The organism is Pseudomonas sp. 22515, assembly GCF_052044625.1.
Taxonomy (GTDB): Bacteria; Pseudomonadota; Gammaproteobacteria; order Pseudomonadales; family Pseudomonadaceae; genus Aquipseudomonas; species Aquipseudomonas alloputida.
Window position 1 is genome coordinate 1 of sequence record NZ_JBQENN010000048.1, and the last position, 17,242, is coordinate 17,242.

The following is a 17,242-nucleotide window of genomic DNA, read 5'->3' on the forward strand; positions in this document are numbered from 1 at the left end:
TGTGGGAGCAACTGTCTTGCTCAATTTCTAAAAGCTGGCGCCTTCCCTGTGGGAGCGGGCTTGCCCGCGAACACGGGCGAAGCCCGTGCCATCCACCACGGTGTTGGCTTCGCGGGCAAGCCCGCTTCCACGCGGCTCACGCTGCGTTCTGGATTTACGTTGTACTTTCAGGCTGCGGTAGCACTAGATCGAGCCATGATGTACCCGTTCTGAGCATGGCATTTAACCGCACGATGAACGTTCTCATGCAGGCCACGATAGCGACTTTGGGAAGTTTTCCGCGCTCCCGCAGTGACTGATAACGAGCCTTGAGTGCTGGGTTGTATCTCATCGCCACAAGGCATGCCATGTACAGCGATCGCCTGACCGCAAATCGTCCGCCAGAGATAGAGCGCTTGCCCATGAATTTCCCACTGTCGTGGTTGAAGGGCGCCACTCCGACCAGGGAGGCAATTTCTCTGGATTCAACCCGACCCAGCTCCGGCAGCAGCGCTACTAGCTTGCCCGCTGTCACCATCCCAATGCCTTTCACTTTAATCAGTTGGGTAACCCGTTCGTCGTTCAGCATCGCGGTTTGCTGTTCGATCTCACGCTCAACCAGTTTGATCTGCGCTTTGAAGTGTTTCAGGTTGGCATTCAGGTAGTTAGCAACTGCAGTCGATTGCACCTGCTTCAGGCGCCGCAGGTCGTCATCTCGCTGTTGAACCAACCGATCACGTTGCTGAAGCAACTCTCGCAGAAGCGCTCGTTCGGGGCTGATTCGCAGGGAGGGTTGATCTGGAATGACTTCGGCATAGTGCGCCAGAACCTCGGCGTCGATGGCGTCAGTCTTGGCCTTGATGCCTAGAGAGTCAGCGAATGACCTGGCTCGCCTGGGATTAACGCGTATGACCTTGTAGCCAGCGTCCTGTAGAAAACGCATGACATCTCGCTCGTAGCCACCCGTCGCCTCTAACAGGACGCGCTTGATACTGAGCTTGCGAAGGCTCTCCAGTAGCGCCTCAAAGCCTGTGGGATCATTGCTTAAATGCATTTTGATGCCCTGTGGCCGCACCGCAGCATCAAGGGAGAGACTGGAAACATCGATACCCAAGAAGGAAGCCATCACCAAAACCTCCTAAACTCAACACAGTGAGAGGACTTTGGCTTGGCCCACGCTTGTGATTCGAGATCAGAGCCGCATCCAACTGTTCGGGCTCTCGCCAAAGTGGAACGGTGAATGGCAGCTTGTGCTCCCACACGTGCTCAAGGCACCTACGGCATTCAGCTTGCCATTCACCGCTCTCACTCCAGATTCTAATCCCCCATCAAGACACAAGCGGCCTTGCGTCGCGATGGGGCTGCGAAGTGCCCTACGATTTGTGCCTTGATGCCGATATTGCCAGGGCCGCTGTGCAGCCCAATCGCCACGCAAGGCCATTCCTACAAAGGCCAATGTGCACTCAGGCGCCAGGTTTGTGCGTGCTACACTGGCGGCCATTTCTCAGTTTCAGTGGACAGCCCCATGCTTGCGCCCAAAGCCCTTCTCGATGCCCTGAGCGACCAGGCCTCGCGCCTGTTCAGCAGCGATGCCGCCCAGCCCCGTGCGGAACTGGAAAGCCAGTTCAAAGTGTTGATGCAAGGTGCCTTCAGCAAGCTGGACCTGGTCAGCCGCGATGAATTTGACAGCCAGATGGTCGTACTGGCGCGCACCCGGGCGCGCCTCGAAGCCTTGGAAAAACAGGTAGCCGAGCTGGAAGCCCGGCTGAACCCAACTTCACAGGATGAATGAATGCAGCCCTCCAGCGCATACTCGGTACTGTTGTTTTCCTACGGCACCTTGCAGGATAAAGCCGTGCAACTGGCAAACTTTGGCCGTGAGCTGAACGGCCAGGCCGACCGTATGCCTGGCTACCGCATGGACTGGGTCGAGATCACTGACCCGGACGTACTGGCGACCAGCGGCAAGACCCATCATCCCATCGTTTCCCCCAGCAGCCAGGCCAACGACAGCGTCGCCGGCATGGTCTTTCAGATCAGCGAAGACGAACTGGCAGCGGCGGACCGCTATGAAGTTGCCGACTACAAGCGCGTCGCTGTCACCCTTGCATCGGGCCTGACAGCCTGGGTTTACGTGCGCGCCTGAGCCCGTCCGATGCGGGTTGAACCCGCAACGACTCGGCGTGGGTAAAGGTCTGTTTCGGTGGTAGCTCACTTGCATGCAGTGTGCCGCGGAACAATGCCGCCCCGCACTGAGTAAACAACGTCTTTACCCGACTGTGCGAATTGAGGACCTGGGCCTGGATATCACCAATGGCCGAATCCCTCGGTTGCAAGCTGGCCGCTCGGTTGACCCATTGAATGGCGGCAAAGCGGCTTTGCTTGCGGGTGCCACGTCCCTGCATCCAGGCCAGCCCCAGTTCGGCGCTGGCACGCCCTGCAAGCCACGGGTCCGGGTGCTCGACCAGGCTCAGCAGGTAAGCAACCGCCTCACTTCGCTCCTGCGCCTCACCAAACCGGCGTAACAAAATCCCCAGGTGTAACCGCGCACACGCATTGGTCTGCCCGTAGCCCAGCGCGTCGACAAGCAGGCGTCTGACCGCCAGCATGGCACTGCGCTCGTTCAAATCCTCATCGCCGTCCATGCGCAGGCAGGCCAGGTTGTATTTGGCCTGCCTGCTGCCCGTCTCCACCGCACGCTGCAGCCAGTACCCGGCTGCCTCGTCATCCAGGTAATGCGCCGGGGTGTTGGCCAGGCCGCCATGGTGCAGCTCATACAAGGCCAGGGCAGCACCCGGCAGGTTCAGTTCGGCGCAGCGTTCATACAGGTAGCAGGCCACTTCATGCCGGTTGGCTGCCCACAGCAATCGCGCCACTTCAAGCACTTCGAACCCCGGTGCCTGGCCCGCGAACTGGCGACTTACCGCCCGTTGCAACCATAGCCTTGCCTGCTCGGCCGAGCTTGGCAGCGCCCACAGCCCGAAACGGTGCCCGACAGCACGTAATGCACAGGCAGCAGCATGTGAAACGCCGTCACACAGGCGCTCAATGGCGCTGTGTAACAGTTGCCTCTCATCTGCCATGCCATTGCGCAGTATCAGCTCAGCCAAACAGCGAAACGGCACGCCCATGGCGCGGATGGCGCCGAGATCGGCATTGCACGCCAAGCTCGCGGCAAAGTCGCGCATAGCGCCAGCATGGTCGCCGGATGCCCTGCTGCGCAGCGCCCCCCGCCATGCCAGAACGACAGCACGTTCCCTGGGCCTCAACGGGCGTTGTGACCAGTCTTCGAACACGTGCTGCCAGTCGGCGACGGCCTGCAACGGATAAGCTTGTGGCAGCATCAGCCGGCCTTCGACGGCCATCCAATGCAGCGCATTACGCAAACGCTCGTCCCAGGTTGCGCATAACGGGCCATTGACCAACAGCTCGAACGCATCGAGGCTGCCGCCCCAGCGGGGCAGCAGGTACACAGCAAGGGCCTGGATCGCTTCGAAGCAGCCGGGGCGGGCGATCAGCGCATGGCGCAGCCAGTAATAGCGAGGGTCCTCGCTTTCATGGTCGACCCGCTTGCCCAGGTAGCGCGGCAGCGACTGAGGCAGCTCGGCCACGGGCAACAGCCCATGCCTCACCAGCAACGGCGCTGCAGCTTCCTGTACCTCTACATCGGCATGGGCACTGGGCCTGAAGCGTGCAGGCTCCCCCTGAAACAGTTGCAGCAACCAACCAGGCTCATGGAACTGCGCACTGATGCGCAGCATGCCAATGGCCGCTGCCACGGGGTGCGCAGAGCGGTCCATTGCAAGCAACAGGTGCGCAGTGGCGGATTCACAAATTTGCGCGACCGCCAGCAAGCGTGCAGCGTTGCGTGGGCCATCAACCTGCACCTGGCAGGCCCGGTGGAAGCAGTGCATACCCATTACCACTTGTGGGTGGTAAGCCCTGGGGCACGCGTCAATCCAGGCTCTGAGCACTTGGCTCAGGGCCTTGTCACTCAGGTTTTCCTGGTCGAGCAGCATGTGCCCTTCGATGGCCGCCAGGTAGGCCGGGAACTCGCCGGACGGGGCCTGACGCCACTGAGCCTCGAGCCTGTCGAAAAAGCGGTTGAGTTCAATGAATGCACTGGCCTGCACCAGTTCGCGGATTACCTGGCGCGTGCGGGCGAGCGTTTGCACGGAGCAATACCTCAAGTCCATTTGAAAGAAGACGCAGGGCCATCCCATGGCAACTGCGGTTACCCAACAACACTAAGTCATACCTGACGACTGCGCAAAACCTATTGGATCCATTTTTGCCGAAGCCCATGAAAACGCAGGGAAAACCCCTGCCCTGAAAAACCACGACGCACACTTGTTGCGCCTGCCGTGGCAGCACTGGCTATTCTTTGCCCAGCCGCAGGAAGCGGCATTTTCCAGCAACAACGGAGTGTTCATGTCCCTAGCCCTCGTCCACAGCCGCGCCCAGGTAGGCGTGCAGGCACCGGCGGTCAGCGTCGAAACCCACCTGACCAACGGCCTGCCTCATCTCACCCTGGTCGGCCTGCCGGAAACCACAGTCAAGGAAAGCAAGGACCGGGTGCGCAGCGCCATCGTCAACTCCGGGCTGAAGTACCCGCAGCGGCGCATTACCCAGAACCTCGCCCCCGCCGACCTGCCCAAGGATGGCGGCCGATATGACCTGGCCATCGCCCTGGGCATCCTCGCCGCCGACGGCCAGGTGCCGATTGCCACCCTGGTCGATATGGAATGCCTGGGCGAACTGGCGCTGTCGGGAAAATTGCGCCCGGTGCAGGGCGTGCTGCCTGCAGCACTGGCGGCACGCGAAGCAGGCCGGGCGCTGGTGGTACCACGGGAAAATGCCGAGGAAGCCAGCCTGGCCGGCGGGTTGGTGGTGTATGCGGTGGGCCACCTGCTGGAGTTGGTCGCCCACCTGAACGGCCAGGTGCCGCTGCCGCCCTACGCAGCCAACGGCCTGATCCTGCAGCAACGCCCCTACCCGGACCTGAGCGAAGTGCAGGGCCAACTGGCAGCCAAGCGTGCCTTGCTGCTGGCTGCGGCCGGGGCGCACAACCTGTTGTTCACCGGGCCGCCCGGCACCGGCAAGACCTTACTCGCCAGCCGCCTGCCCGGGCTGCTGCCACCGCTGGACGAGCACGAAGCGCTGGAAGTGGCGGCAATCCAGTCGGTCAGCGGGAAAGCGCCGCTGAACAGCTGGCCACAGCGCCCCTTTCGCCACCCCCATCACTCTGCGTCCGGCCCGGCGCTGGTCGGTGGCGGTAGCCGACCGCAACCAGGTGAAATCACGCTCGCCCATCAGGGCGTGTTGTTTCTCGACGAACTTCCGGAGTTTGAGCGGCGCGTACTGGAAGTGCTTCGCGAGCCATTGGAGTCAGGTGAAATCGTGATTGCCCGTGCCCGCGACAAAGTGCGTTTCCCCGCGCGCTTCCAGCTGGTGGCGGCGATGAACCCCTGCCCTTGCGGCTACCTGGGCGACCCCACTGGCCGCTGCCGTTGCAGCACCGAGCAGATCGCGCGCTATCGCAACAAGCTGTCCGGGCCACTGCTGGACCGCATCGACCTGCACCTGACCGTGGCTCGCGAGAGCACTACATTGAACAACCAGCCTTGCGGTGAAACCAGTGCCGATGTCGCCGTCAGGGTGGCTGAAGCGCGGGAGCTGCAGCACAGGCGACAAGGGTGTGCGAATGCATTTCTCGACCTTGAAGGTTTAAGGCATCACTGTGGGTTGGTAGCGGCGGACCAAGTCTGGCTGGAAGGGGCCTGCGAGCGGCTGACCTTGTCGCTACGCGCGGCGCACCGGTTGTTGAAGGTGGCGCGGACGTTGGCGGACCTGGAGGGATGCGAGACGATTGGCCGGACGCACCTGGCCGAGGCCCTGCAGTACCGGCCGGGGAGCAGTTAGATTGCCAGGGCTGTGATGCCCCCTGCAGGCGCGGGTTTACCCGCGAAGAGGCCGGCACAGCCATACCTCACTGACCGCCAGCCAAAGCCTCTTCAACCACCTTCAGCAGCACCTCTTCAGAAAACGGCTTGCCCAGGCAGGCCAGTGCCCCAAGGCCCATCGCTGCCCGTACCGAGCCATCATCCCAATGTGCCGACATGCAGATCACCGGCAAGCGCCTCCCCCGCTGTGCCAGCTCACGCTGTACCTCCAGCCCGCTCATCCCCGGCATCTTCAGGTCCAGCAACACACAACCCGCCTCGCCCGCCAGTGGCGAGGCCAGGAATGCGTGCCCGGCGGAAAACGACAAGGTCTCGAACCCCGCCGAGCGCAGCAGGTTGGCCAGGCTTTTGCGCACCGAGGCATCGTCGTCGACGATGCACACCCCTCTGTTCATGCGCCGCCCAGGCTCGCAGTCCGCGCTCCGAGGAGGTTGTGCATGGCCGCAAGCTCCAGCAGCGAGCGGGACTGCATCTTGTTCATGATGTTCTTCTTGTGAACCTTGGTCGTCACCTCGCTGGTGCCGATCTGCCTGGCGATCTGCTTGTGCGACAAGCCGCCTGCCACCAGCGAGAAGACCTGGCGCTCACGCTGAGTCAAGCGCTGGTACTTTTCCTCGACCTGCCGCGCCTGCAGCCACTTGCGGCCTTCGGCCACGGCCCGGGCGCGCACTGCCTGCAGCAGGGTCAGCAACTGGTCTTCATCGAACGGCTTGGTCAGAAACTCCACCGCGCCGGCGCGCATGGCCTGGACGGTCATCGGGATGGTGCCGAAACCAGTCATGAACACAATCGGCCAGGGCAGCGCCAGCCGGCACAGCGCATCCTGTACCTCCAAGCCGCTTGTACCCGGCAAGTGCATGTCCAGCAGCAGGCAGGCACAGGGGGTTTCCAGGTGGGCCTCGAACAGCGCCTCGGCACTGGCAAACAAGTGGTGCGGGATATCCTGCGAGCGCAACAGCCGGCCCAACGCGGTGCGCACCGACGGGTCGTCATCCACCACCAGCACCGGCACATTCACGCGCTCATCGAGCGGCTCGACAGTCTCGGCCAGGCTGCGCAGCAATGACCTGCCCAGTGCCTGACCAGGCACCTCGAGGCTGATCTGCGCGGCCAGGCGATAGCCCCGGCGCGGCACGGTCTGGATCAGGCTACGGTCGCCAAAGGCCTTGCGCAGCAAGGACACCTGCACCTGCAAGTTATTGTCCTCGACCACCGTGCCGGACCACACCTGGCTGAACAACTCGTCCTTGCCGACCACGCGGCCCTTGGCCCTGATCAGCGTGGCCAGCACGTCGAAAGCGCGCCCACCCAACAGGATCGGCTTGCCGTCGACAAAGACTTCGCGCCGCTCCAGCGACACCTGGGCATTGCCTATTCGGATCATGGCTTCCTCGCGCGGGCACAGGCGTTTTCGCTGTCCGGGGCAGCCTAGGCCAGCGTACGCGTTCAGACAATTATCCCGAGGGATAGGTTGGCCAAAGGACTATACAAAAGCCCGCCAGCCCTCAGGGGACGATAACGGACAACAGCGTGCCCGTTCCTGCCAAGCAGGCTGTAACCCGCATCCACGCTGGGCCCGCTGCGTATACTCGCGCCTCAGGATGTCGCTAGCGGGGGTGCTTTATGCTCGATGAACGCCTTGCCCACAGGCCCATCGATTACGACCAGTCAATCGACGAGGGCTGGCTGAAGCGGTGCGAGATCAGCGCGCTGGGCCAGGAAGGTGAGCTCAGCTATTTCCGCCTGCGCGACCCCGCTTCACATCAAGCCTGGATCGCCGTGCGCGCGCCGCTCGAGGCACCTTCCGCCTGTCAGCGCCTGGAGCGTGACTACCGCCTGCAACTGGACCCGCAGCGGGCGGTGATCCCCTCGGCGTTCGTGCGCTCGGCCGAAGGCCCCTTGCTGGTGTACCCGGCCGGGCGCTCAGTCGCCGACCTGATCGCTGAAGGCCCTGCGGCGCTGGAGCCGTTTCTCGACATCGCGGTGAACGCGGCCCATGCGTTGGCGCAAGCGCACGAACGCAATGTGCTGCACGGTACATTGCAGCCCGAACATGTGTGCCTGCGCGCCCACCAGCGGGTGCGCCTGGGCTTCTTTCGCGCCGACCCGGCAGAGCGGATCAGCGAACAGGGCACCCCGCTCGGCAACTGGGCCTACCTGGCGCCGGAGCAGGTTTGCCCGCACGGTAGCAGCAGCGACCGGCGCAGTGACATCTATGCCCTGGGGGCAATCCTCTACCAGTTACTGGTAGGCGAGCTGCCGCTGGCCGGGCGCGACACCCAGCACTGGCGACAGCTGCATGCCGGCGTGCAGCCGCGGGCGGCCGGCGAAGTGGACAGCAAGGTGCCGCCCCCCCTCAGCCTGGTCCTGGCAAAGGCCTTGGCCAAAGAGCCGGACGCCCGCTACCAGAGCGCGCGCGCCTTTGCAGTGGACTTGGCTCACTGCCAGCGGCAGTGGGCCGCCCACAAAACCATGGCACCCTTCACCCCAGGCTGCGCCGACCCGGTAGCGCCCGACCACGCACGCCTGTATGGCCGCAGCGCCGAGCAAAAGGCAATCACCCTGCTGCTCAAGGCCTTGCATCGCGACAGCAAACCACAAGCCCTGGTCATCAACGGCGCTACTGGCATGGGCAAGTCGAGCCTGGTCAAAGCAGCTCTCAAGGACAACGCCGAAGGTTACTGGGCCGTCGGCACGTGCAACAGCCACGCCCAAGCAGTGCCCTACACGCCCTGGATCGAAATACTCGGTGCCCTGACTACCCAGTTGCTGGCCAAGAACAGTCAGGACCTCGTCACCCTGCGCCGCGAAATCCAGCGCCGTATCAAAGGTCACGGTCGTCTGCTCGGCAAGCTGGCCCCGGACCTGCAACTGATTCTCGGCCCCCTGTCCCAATTACCCGCCAAGCCCACGCGCCTTGTGTTGCAGAAGGAGCTGCACGCGATCATTGAATTCCTGCAGGTTTTCAGCCGACCTGGCCAACCGCTGGTGCTGTTCTTCGACGACCTGCAATGGGCCGACGACGCCACCCGGCACCTGTTGGCCCAACTGCTGGCTGAAGCGCCGGCCAACCTGCTGCTGATTTTCACCCGGTGCAACGATACGCCCACCACCAGTGCACCGCTGGCCATACCCGCAGCGGTGCGCAGCACCACGCTGAACCTGCGGCCGCTGGCCGTTGGAGCGGTGGCCGAGCTGATTGGCGAGCGCTTCCATGTTGCCCCCGAGGCCGCATTTCAACTGGCCGAGCGGGTGCATGGCAAGACGGCGGGCAACCCGTTTTTCATCAACCAGATTCTCAGGGCCATGGTCGAAGACCAGCTGTTCATCTTTGACACCCAGGCCATGCGCTGGTCATGGTGCCTGCAGGCCGTGGCCCGGCACTGCTACTCCGACAATGTCGCCGACCTGATGGTCCACCGCCTGGAGCGCCTGCCGGCACCGCAACGCGACCTGTTGCGGGTCGTCAGCGCGGCGGGCAGCCACTGCGATGAACACCTGCTTCGGCAAGTGCTCGCCCAACCGCCAGTCGAACCCTTGAAAGCCTTGATTGGCGCCGGCTTCCTGCAACCGGGCCAGAATGGCCTGGGCTTTACTCATGACCGGGTGATGGAGGCCGCTTATGCACTCACGCCCGTGCACCAGCGCGCCTCGCTGCATGCACGTATCGCCCTGGCCATGCGCCGGGCTTGGCCAGGCCACATGCACGAGGTGCTGTTCGAGCTCGCCAGCCAGCTACAACGCGCCACCCCATGCGGGTTTGCAGCGGATGACTGCGAAGCGTTCCTGCAGCTTTTACGCGAAGCCGCATCACGCGCACGCGACGCCGGCACCTTCGAGCAGGCCGCTGGCTACCTGCACACTGCCGAACAGTTGCTGCAGCACAGCGCCACGCTGGAAAGCCGCGCCACGCATGGCTTTGCCATCGCCTGCATGGCGACGGAGTGCGACATGCAACTGTCACGAACGCTCGCGGCCGAGGCCCGCCTCACTGAATGCCGCCAGCGTGCTCGCTCGGTGTTGGACCAGGCACGGGCGTGCCGGCTGCAGGCACTGCTGTACACCTTGCGCGGTGACTATCAGGCGGCCATCGACAGCGCCCTGGCCGGCCTGGACTTACTGGGTATCAGCCCGGTGCGGGGCCTCGACTGGCAACAGGTCGAGGCCAGTCATGCCCATGTGCAGGCGTTGATCGAACAGAAGGACCGGCATTGCCTGGAGTCACTGCCGCGCACCGATTCGGAGGAAGTGACGGTTGCCATCAGCCTGCTGGCCACTCTGTCATCATCCTTCTTCGTGAAGGACGACATCAGCTTCCTGCACCTGGCCAAGCTCATGGAGATGTCGCTACTGCACGGCGTTGCCCCTGGCAGCACCTACGGCATGGCCTGGTACGGCGTGATGATTGCCGAGCGTTTTGGCGCTTACCATGATGGCCATGCCTGTTGCCTGGCCGCGCTCAAGCTGATCGAACGGCACGGTTTCGACGCTGATCTGACCAGCGCGCTGCTGGCCCTGGACCAGGTCAGCGCCTGGACCTCGCCCATGGAATTCGCCCGACGTACCGCGCTGGACGCGGTCGACTCGGCGCACCTGAGCGGTGACCTGGCGATGAGCTGCTATGCCTGCAACCACCTGGTTTCAGATTCGCTGTTCATGGGCCGCTACCTGCCGGACGTGGTCGAGGAAGTGGCGCAAGGCCTGGCCACTGTGCGTCGCCACGGCTACGGCGATATCGAGCAGATCCTGCTGGCCCAGCAAGCGTTCGTCGCCAACCTGAGCGGCATGCCCTGCCCGGCCCCGGCCACTGCCTCGAGATCTCCCACCACGCGGTTCTTCCAGCACCTGTTCGCCGCCATGTGCGCCTTCTACATGGGCAATATCCCGAAGGCCATGCGCGACCTGGCATTGGCCGGTGACAACAGCTGGGCGGCACCGGCGCACATCAACCTGGCTGACTATCATCTGTTCCGCGGCCTGGCCCTGGGCAGCCCCGAGGCCCCGGGCAGTCTTGCCGACAAGCTGCGCCAGTTGCAGGCCCTGCGCGAGCGCTTCAGCCGCTGGGCCGGCTTCAACCCGGCCACCTTCCGCAGCAAGCAGTTGCTGATCGAGGGCGTCATCGCCAAGCTCGAAGGCGACGGCCTGGCCGCGATCCGCTGCTTTGACCAGGCGCAAATCGCCGCCACCGCTGCCGGTTTCATCCACGAGCAGGCACTGGCCCACGAACAGCTGGCCGAGGTGTGCATCCCCAGCGGCCTGATCTCCGGCGCCAACCTGCACCTGCGTATCGCCCGCGACTGCTTCCATATCTGGGGCGCGACCGGCAAGGTGCACCAGCTTGAGACATTGCATCCGTTTCTGCGCACCCAGCCGATTCAGGAGACCTACCGTGCCACCCACCAGGCCAGGCTGGACCTCGAAGCCGGCATCGAAGCCGCGCGGGCGCTGTCCGAGGAAGTGCTGCTCGAAGGCCTGATCGAAACCCTGATGGGCCACCTGACCCAGCACTCCGGCGCCGACCATGGCGCGCTGCTGATTGTAAGCGGCGCCGAATTCCAGATGGCCGCCCTGGCCTACATCGACGATGCCGGGCTGCACGTGAGCATGGACAACTGCCAGAAGTTCATGACCCAGGCACCGCTGTCAGTCATCAACACCACCATGCGCACCCGCAAACCGCTGGTGCTCAATGATGCCCTCAGTGAGTGCCCGGAGGCCTTCCGCCAACAGCTGCAGGCGCGCAACGCCCGCTCGGTGCTGTGCCTTCCGCTGGTGATCCAAGGCGTGCTGATCGGCCTGGTGTACCTGGAAAACCGCCTTGTGCCCAACCTGTTCGGCGGTCAGCGCCTGGCCATGCTGGAAATCCTCGCCTCACAGGCAGCGGTGTCGCTACAAACGGCCAAGTTCTACACACGCCTGGCCGAAGAAAACCAGATCCGCGCACAGATGGAGGCTGAGTTGCGCCGCTCGCGTGCGGAACTGGCGCGCAGTGCGCACTTGCAGGCGATGAATGAGCTGTCAGCGTCCATCGCCCACGAGATCAGCCAACCGCTACTGGGCATCGCCTCCAATGCCGCAGCCAGCCTACGCTGGTTGAAACGCCCCAATCCCGACCTGGAAGAAGCAATTGCCGGCCTGGAAGACATCCGCAACGACAGCGAACGGGCCGGCAACATCGTGCGGGCGCTGCGGTCCCTGGCCAAGCAGTCACCGATGCAACTCAAGGCGGTGAAGCTGGACGAATTGATCCGCGAGGTGGTGCGCCTGACCTCGGCCGACGCCGCCAAGGGCAAGGTGGATGTGCAGACGCAGCTGAAGGCCGGGGTGTGCGTGACAGCCGACCCGGTGCAGTTGCAGCAGTTGGTGTTCAACCTGATTACCAATGCCCTGGAAGCGTTGGCGGGGTATCGCTGTGACGGGGTGCTGAAGATTACGTCGGCGGTAGTCGAGGACGAGGTGGAGATCTGCGTGGACGACAACGGGCCGGGGATCGCGGCGGACGAGCGTGAGCGCGTATTCGATGCGTTTCATACCACCAAGACCGGTGGCATGGGGATGGGCTTGGCGATCTGCAGTTCGGTCGCTCAGGCCCACGGCGGGCAGCTGCAGGCGCTGGTGTCGCAGTTGGGTGGATGCCGGATTCGTTTCAGTCTGCCTGTGCATCACGCATAGCCTGTGCCGGCCTGTTCGCGGGTAAACCCGCGCCTACAGTCGGCGCGGCCATTGTAGGGGCGGGTTTACCCGCGAAGAGGTCAGTACAGGTTTACATCAACGCGAGGCCAGCGCCGCGTAGCTGTTCATCAGGTTGCGGTAGTTGGGAATACGCTGCGACAGCAGGTTACCCAGCCCTTCGATGTCGTTGCGCCAGTCGCGGTGCAGTTCGCAGGCCACCGAGAACCAGTTCATCATCTGCGCACCCGCCTGGGTCATGCGCACCCAAGCCGCTTGCTGCACGGTTTCGTTGAAGGTGCCCGAGGCATCGGTCACCACGAACACTTCAAAGCCTTCCGCCAGCGCCGACAGGGTCGGGAAGGCGACGCACACATCGGTCACCACACCGGCGATGATCAGTTGCTTGCGGCCCGTGGCCTTGATTGCCTTTACGAAGTCTTCGTTGTCCCAGGCGTTGATCTGGCCCGGACGGGCAATGTAAGGCGCATCCGGAAACATTTCTTTCAGCTCGGGCACCAGCGGGCCATTCGGGCCTTGCTCGAAGCTGGTGGTGAGGATGGTCGGCAGGCCAAAGAACTTGGCCAGGTCGCCCAAAGCCAGCACGTTGTTCTTGAACTCATTGGGCGAAAAATCCTGCACCAGCGAGATCAGGCCGGTCTGGTGGTCGACCAGCAGCACCACGGCGTCGTCTTTGTTCAGGCGCTTGTAATCGGGTTGGCTCATGGGGGTGACTCCTTGGGTTGGGATAACGGGCCGGCACTGTCCGCAAGGGGTTATACCGGTGGATAGCTTCGGCTTAAGAAAGTACCTGCGCCTGCCGCCAGGCCTTGGGTGGCTGGCCGACCAGGCGGCTGAAAGCGCGGGTGAAATGGGCCTGGTCACAAAAGCCGCATTCCAGGCTCACATGGGTGATAGGCGCCTCGGTGGCGAGCAAGCGCTTGGCCTTTTCCATGCGCGCCAGCAGGCGCCAGGCCTGCGGCGAAAGACCGGTGTTGACTTTGAAGGCGCGGGAAAAGTGGCTGCGTGTGAGGTTGCATACCGCAGCGATCTCAATGATCGACAACGGGCTGTGCAACATCAGCTCCTTGGCCCGGCGCAGCCGCGCGGGCGTGAGTGCGCCGGGGGTTTGCAGCGGCGCTTCGGGCGTCCCAGGGTACATGGCGACTCTCCTGTTCAATGCAGAAAGTCTCGCCCCCGGCACATGACGAAGTCCTGAGCCAAACCTGAATTGTTGTTAATTGTGTGCTGCTGGCCCTAGGCGTTTTGCCGATACCTTAAGATGCGTTTCGTATTCAGCTTCTGGCCGCTACCTGCGGCCGGCATTCAAGGCGACAGAGGCATGCAGGAAAAACCCGCCCACCGCACCGTGGCCATGGTGCTGTTCAACGATGTGCTACTGCTGGATGTCACCGGCCCCATGGATGCATTCGCCATCGCCAACCGGTTCTTGCCTGCAGAACGACAATATCGGCTGCTGACCTTGGCCGAGGGGCAAGCAGTGGTGCGCGGCTCATGCGGCATGAAGGTGGTGGCAGACCAGCGCCTGGAGGACTTGCCGGAGGCCGTCGACCTGTTGCTGGTGCCGGGCGGCCCAGGGGCCTATGACACCGCCCTGCCAGGGATTGAGCGCTGGCTGCCCAAGGCCGTACGCCAGGCGAAGCGCTTCGGCGCCATCTGTACCGGGGTGTTCCTGCTGGGGCGGGCCGGGTTACTGAATGGCTATCGCTGCACCACCCACTGGAATTACGTGGAGCGCCTGGCACAGGCGTTTCCCGAAGCCAAGGTGGAGACCGAGCAGATCTACGTGATGGACCGCTGCCTGATCACCTCGGGCGGTATCACTGCAGGGATAGACCTGGCACTGGCGGTGGTCGCCGAGGACCATGGCAAGGCGCTGGCCCTGGAAGTGGCCAAGGTACTGCTGGTTGCCCGCCACCGTCAGGGCGGGCAGACACCCTACGGGCCGTTGCTGGCTGCGGTACCACGCGATGACTCGCCGATTGCCCGGGTACAGGCCTATATCGTCGACCACATCGAGCAGGCGTTCACCGTGCAGAAAATGGCCGAACTGGTGGCCATGAGCGGGCGCAACTTTGCCCGGACGTTTCAGCGTGAGGTGGGCATTACGCCGCTGCAGTACCTGCAGAATGCGCGCATCGATCGTGCGCGCAAGCTGCTCGAATGCGGTGACCTGCCGATGAAGGTGGTAGCGGCGCAGTGCGGGTTTGGCAGTGACCGACACATGCGCAAGGTATTCTTTGAGCGAATTGGCATGACGCCGGCGCAGTATCGGGCACAGTTTGGTGGCGGTGAACAGTCGGATTAGCGCTGCCTTCTTCGCGGGCGCGCCCGCTCCCACAGAGATAGCACAGGCCTTGAGGCCAAGTAAGCGCCGGCACCGATTGTCACCCTGAACAGGACAATGTTTCTTCCCGTCAGATGATTGTCTGACCCCACCCCACCCCTCAGAATTGTCCGTCAAACTGTTCGAACGCTGCCCCGGCAGCTCATGGAGTACGAGCCAATGCCACACGAAGGCAGCCTTCTACAAACCGCGGTGATCTTCCTGCTTGCCGCCGTCCTCGCCGTCCCCCTGGCCAAGCGCCTGCAACTGGGTGCCGTGCTCGGCTACCTGCTCGCCGGTGTGGTCATCGGCCCGCAAGCACTTGGCCTGATTCGCGACACAGAAAGCGTGGCGCACATTTCCGAACTGGGCGTGGTCTTGCTGCTGTTCATCATCGGCCTGGAACTGTCGCCCAAACGCTTGTGGCTGATGCGCAAGTCGGTGTTTGGTGTCGGCACTGCCCAAGTGGTGCTGACCGGTGCAGTCATCGGCGCCATCGCCCTGTTCGGCTTCAGCCAGACGCTGCCAGCAGCCATCGTGCTCGGCTTGGGCCTGGCGCTTTCGTCCACCGCCCTTGGCCTGCAGAGCCTGGCCGAGAGCAAGCAGCTCAATGCACCGCACGGCCGTCTGGCGTTCGCCATCCTGTTGTTCCAGGACATCGCCGCGATCCCGCTGATCGCCTTGGTACCGCTGCTGGCCGCCAGTGGCCCGGACACCAGCCAAGGCGACAGCCTGCAACACGGCCTGAAGGTATTCGCCAGCATCGCCGTGGTGATCATCGGCGGTCGTTACCTGTTGCGCCCGGTGTTCCGCACCGTGGCCCGCACCGGCCTGCCGGAAGTGTCTACTGCCACCGCACTGCTGGTGGTGATCGGCACCGCCTGGCTGATGGAAGAAGCGGGTATCTCCATGGCCCTTGGCGCTTTCCTCGCCGGCCTGCTGCTGGCCGACTCGGAATACCGTCACGAGCTGGAATCGCAGATCGAACCCTTCAAGGGCCTGCTGCTGGGGCTGTTCTTCATCAGCGTGGGCATGGGCGCCAACCTGCGCCTGCTGCTGGAAATGCCACTGGTGGTGCTGGGCCTGACCCTGTTGCTGGTGGCCGTGAAGCTGCTGTTGCTGATAGGCGTCGGCCGCTGCGTCGGCGGCCTGAACAGCGCCAGCGCCCTGCGCCTGGGCATGGTGCTGGCGGCCGGTGGCGAGTTCGCCTTCGTGGTGTTCAAGCTGGGCAAGGACCAGGGCCTGTTCGACACCCAGACCTACGACCTGCTGCTGATGACCATTACCCTGTCAATGGCCATCACCCCGCTGCTGATGCTGGGCTGCGCCCGCGCCCTCAAACGCCCGCAACCGGCGCGTGAAGTGCCCGAGCAGTACAAGCAGATCCAGACGGATACACCGCGGGTGGTGATCGTCGGCATGGGCCGCATGGGCCAGATCGTCGCGCGCATCCTGCGGGCACAGAAGATCCCGTTCGTTGCCCTGGAAACCTCGGTGGACACCATCGAGATGACCCGCATGTTCGAACAGGTGCCGGTGTTCTACGGCGACCCGCTGCGCCCGGAGGTGTTGCACGCCGCCAAGGTGGGTGAAGCGGAGTATTTCATCATCACCATTGATGACCCTGAAGCCGCCATTCATACCGCCGCACGGGTGAAGCGTCTGTACCCTCACCTGAAGGTGCTGGCCCGGGCGCGTAACCGCCAGCATGTGCACAAACTGGCGGATGTGGGCGCCGAGCCGATTCGCGAGACGTTTTATTCCAGCCTGGAAATGACCCGCCGGGCGCTGGTGGGGTTGGGCTTGAGCGATGAGCAGGCGGCGGACCGCATTGCACGGTTTACCCAGCATGACGAAGAGGTGCTGGAGGCCCAGGGGCAAGTGCGTGATGACCGGGCCAAGGTGATGCAGACGGCCAAGGAGGCGCGGGTGGAGTTGGAGCGGTTGTTTGATTCGGATGCGGATTGAGGCCTTTTGGCGCATGCCTTGAGGGTTGTAGTGCCTGTGAGATCGAGCGCCGCCCGCGCGGCGCTTCGCGGGTAAACCCGCTCCTACATTTGTTTCGGGCCAGTTATTCTTATGGGATGCGCACGCGAGCCCCCTGGCGCACGCCTCGATATCGCGTCGTACAAACAAGGCGGTCGCGCGCGCCTGGCGCAGGAGGGACTGGCCAGAAACAAACGTAGGAGCGGGTTTACCCGCGAAGCGCCGCGCGGGCGGCGCTCGATCTCATGGGCGCCCAAAAACTATCGCCAGGCACCTGGAGGCCATCCTGCAATGTCCT

At 63.5% G+C, this 17,242-nt stretch carries 12 protein-coding genes; 6 read left to right on the forward strand and 6 right to left on the reverse strand.

Features of this window, described 5'->3' with window-relative positions; genetic code table 11:
• Window positions 1-154: 154 nt before the first annotated feature.
• A complete protein-coding gene (locus ACTJJN_RS26200; protein ID WP_004577666.1) occupies window positions 155-1,105 on the reverse strand; it encodes an IS110 family transposase in 951 nt (316 codons plus the stop codon).
• Window positions 1,106-1,504: 399 nt separating this feature from the next.
• On the opposite strand from ACTJJN_RS26200, the gene ACTJJN_RS26205 reads away from it, so the two are divergent.
• Complete coding sequence (locus ACTJJN_RS26205) at window positions 1,505-1,771, forward strand: accessory factor UbiK family protein (RefSeq protein WP_003253640.1); 267 nt, start codon at window positions 1,505-1,507, stop codon at window positions 1,769-1,771.
• Window positions 1,772-2,125, forward strand: coding sequence for a gamma-glutamylcyclotransferase family protein (locus ACTJJN_RS26210; protein WP_012054068.1), 354 nt, complete (start codon window positions 1,772-1,774; stop codon window positions 2,123-2,125).
• On the opposite strand, the gene ACTJJN_RS26215 is transcribed toward ACTJJN_RS26210, so the two are convergent.
• A complete protein-coding gene (locus ACTJJN_RS26215) occupies window positions 2,079-4,154 on the reverse strand; it encodes a DUF4034 domain-containing protein (protein ID WP_221101053.1) in 2,076 nt (691 codons plus the stop codon). The two genes, ACTJJN_RS26210 and ACTJJN_RS26215, sit on opposite strands and share 47 nt — an antisense overlap.
• A gap of 256 nt (window positions 4,155-4,410) precedes the next feature.
• Between ACTJJN_RS26215 and ACTJJN_RS26220 the strand changes: the two genes are divergently transcribed.
• Window positions 4,411-5,901, forward strand: coding sequence for a YifB family Mg chelatase-like AAA ATPase (locus ACTJJN_RS26220; RefSeq protein WP_088512671.1), 1,491 nt, complete (start codon window positions 4,411-4,413; stop codon window positions 5,899-5,901).
• A 67-nt stretch (window positions 5,902-5,968) separates the two neighbouring features.
• On the opposite strand, the gene ACTJJN_RS26225 is transcribed toward ACTJJN_RS26220, so the two are convergent.
• A complete protein-coding gene (locus ACTJJN_RS26225) occupies window positions 5,969-6,337 on the reverse strand; it encodes a response regulator transcription factor (protein WP_012054073.1) in 369 nt (122 codons plus the stop codon).
• Entirely contained in the window at window positions 6,334-7,326 is a 993-nt protein-coding gene (locus tag ACTJJN_RS26230; protein ID WP_012054074.1) for a response regulator, read from the reverse strand. The genes ACTJJN_RS26225 and ACTJJN_RS26230 overlap by 4 nt, the downstream gene beginning before the upstream one ends.
• Window positions 7,327-7,565: 239 nt before the next feature.
• Between ACTJJN_RS26230 and ACTJJN_RS26235 the strand changes: the two genes are divergently transcribed.
• A complete protein-coding gene (locus tag ACTJJN_RS26235) occupies window positions 7,566-12,614 on the forward strand; it encodes a trifunctional serine/threonine-protein kinase/ATP-binding protein/sensor histidine kinase (RefSeq protein WP_440781751.1) in 5,049 nt (1,682 codons plus the stop codon).
• 96 nt (window positions 12,615-12,710) lie between these two features.
• On the opposite strand, the gene ycaC is transcribed toward ACTJJN_RS26235, so the two are convergent.
• Entirely contained in the window at window positions 12,711-13,337 is a 627-nt protein-coding gene (ycaC, locus tag ACTJJN_RS26240; RefSeq protein ID WP_003253573.1) for an isochorismate family cysteine hydrolase YcaC, read from the reverse strand.
• A 73-nt stretch (window positions 13,338-13,410) separates the two neighbouring features.
• On the reverse strand, window positions 13,411-13,773 hold the full coding sequence (locus tag ACTJJN_RS26245; protein ID WP_012054076.1) for a helix-turn-helix domain-containing protein: 363 nt from the start codon (window positions 13,771-13,773) through the stop codon (window positions 13,411-13,413).
• A 180-nt stretch (window positions 13,774-13,953) separates the two neighbouring features.
• Here ACTJJN_RS26245 and ACTJJN_RS26250 point away from each other — a divergent pair, with 180 nt between their 5' ends.
• Both ACTJJN_RS26250 and ACTJJN_RS26255 read left to right on the forward strand, forming a co-directional pair.
• Window positions 13,954-14,940, forward strand: a complete 987-nt coding sequence (locus ACTJJN_RS26250) for a GlxA family transcriptional regulator (protein WP_014861340.1) — start codon at window positions 13,954-13,956, stop codon at window positions 14,938-14,940.
• A 198-nt stretch (window positions 14,941-15,138) separates the two neighbouring features.
• A complete protein-coding gene (locus ACTJJN_RS26255) occupies window positions 15,139-16,926 on the forward strand; it encodes a monovalent cation:proton antiporter-2 (CPA2) family protein (RefSeq protein WP_012054078.1) in 1,788 nt (595 codons plus the stop codon).
• Window positions 16,927-17,242: the final 316 nt, after the last annotated feature.

Excerpts from the sequence above, each read along its gene's own strand:
- ACTJJN_RS26225 (WP_012054073.1), bottom strand. The coding sequence starts at position 6,337 with ATGAACAGAGGGGTGTGCATCGTCGACGACGATGCCTCGGTGCGCAAA.
- ACTJJN_RS26250 (WP_014861340.1), top strand. The coding sequence starts at position 13,954 with ATGCAGGAAAAACCCGCCCACCGCACCGTGGCCATGGTGCTGTTCAAC.
- ACTJJN_RS26255 (WP_012054078.1), top strand. The coding sequence starts at position 15,139 with ATGCCACACGAAGGCAGCCTTCTACAAACCGCGGTGATCTTCCTGCTT.
- ACTJJN_RS26230 (WP_012054074.1), bottom strand. The coding sequence starts at position 7,326 with ATGATCCGAATAGGCAATGCCCAGGTGTCGCTGGAGCGGCGCGAAGTC.
- ACTJJN_RS26205 (WP_003253640.1), top strand. The coding sequence starts at position 1,505 with ATGCTTGCGCCCAAAGCCCTTCTCGATGCCCTGAGCGACCAGGCCTCG.
- ACTJJN_RS26245 (WP_012054076.1), bottom strand. The coding sequence starts at position 13,773 with ATGTACCCTGGGACGCCCGAAGCGCCGCTGCAAACCCCCGGCGCACTC.
- ACTJJN_RS26220 (WP_088512671.1), top strand. The coding sequence starts at position 4,411 with ATGTCCCTAGCCCTCGTCCACAGCCGCGCCCAGGTAGGCGTGCAGGCA.
- ACTJJN_RS26235 (WP_440781751.1), top strand. The coding sequence starts at position 7,566 with ATGCTCGATGAACGCCTTGCCCACAGGCCCATCGATTACGACCAGTCA.
- ycaC (WP_003253573.1), bottom strand. The coding sequence starts at position 13,337 with ATGAGCCAACCCGATTACAAGCGCCTGAACAAAGACGACGCCGTGGTG.
- ACTJJN_RS26200 (WP_004577666.1), bottom strand. The coding sequence starts at position 1,105 with ATGGCTTCCTTCTTGGGTATCGATGTTTCCAGTCTCTCCCTTGATGCT.
- ACTJJN_RS26210 (WP_012054068.1), top strand. The coding sequence starts at position 1,772 with ATGCAGCCCTCCAGCGCATACTCGGTACTGTTGTTTTCCTACGGCACC.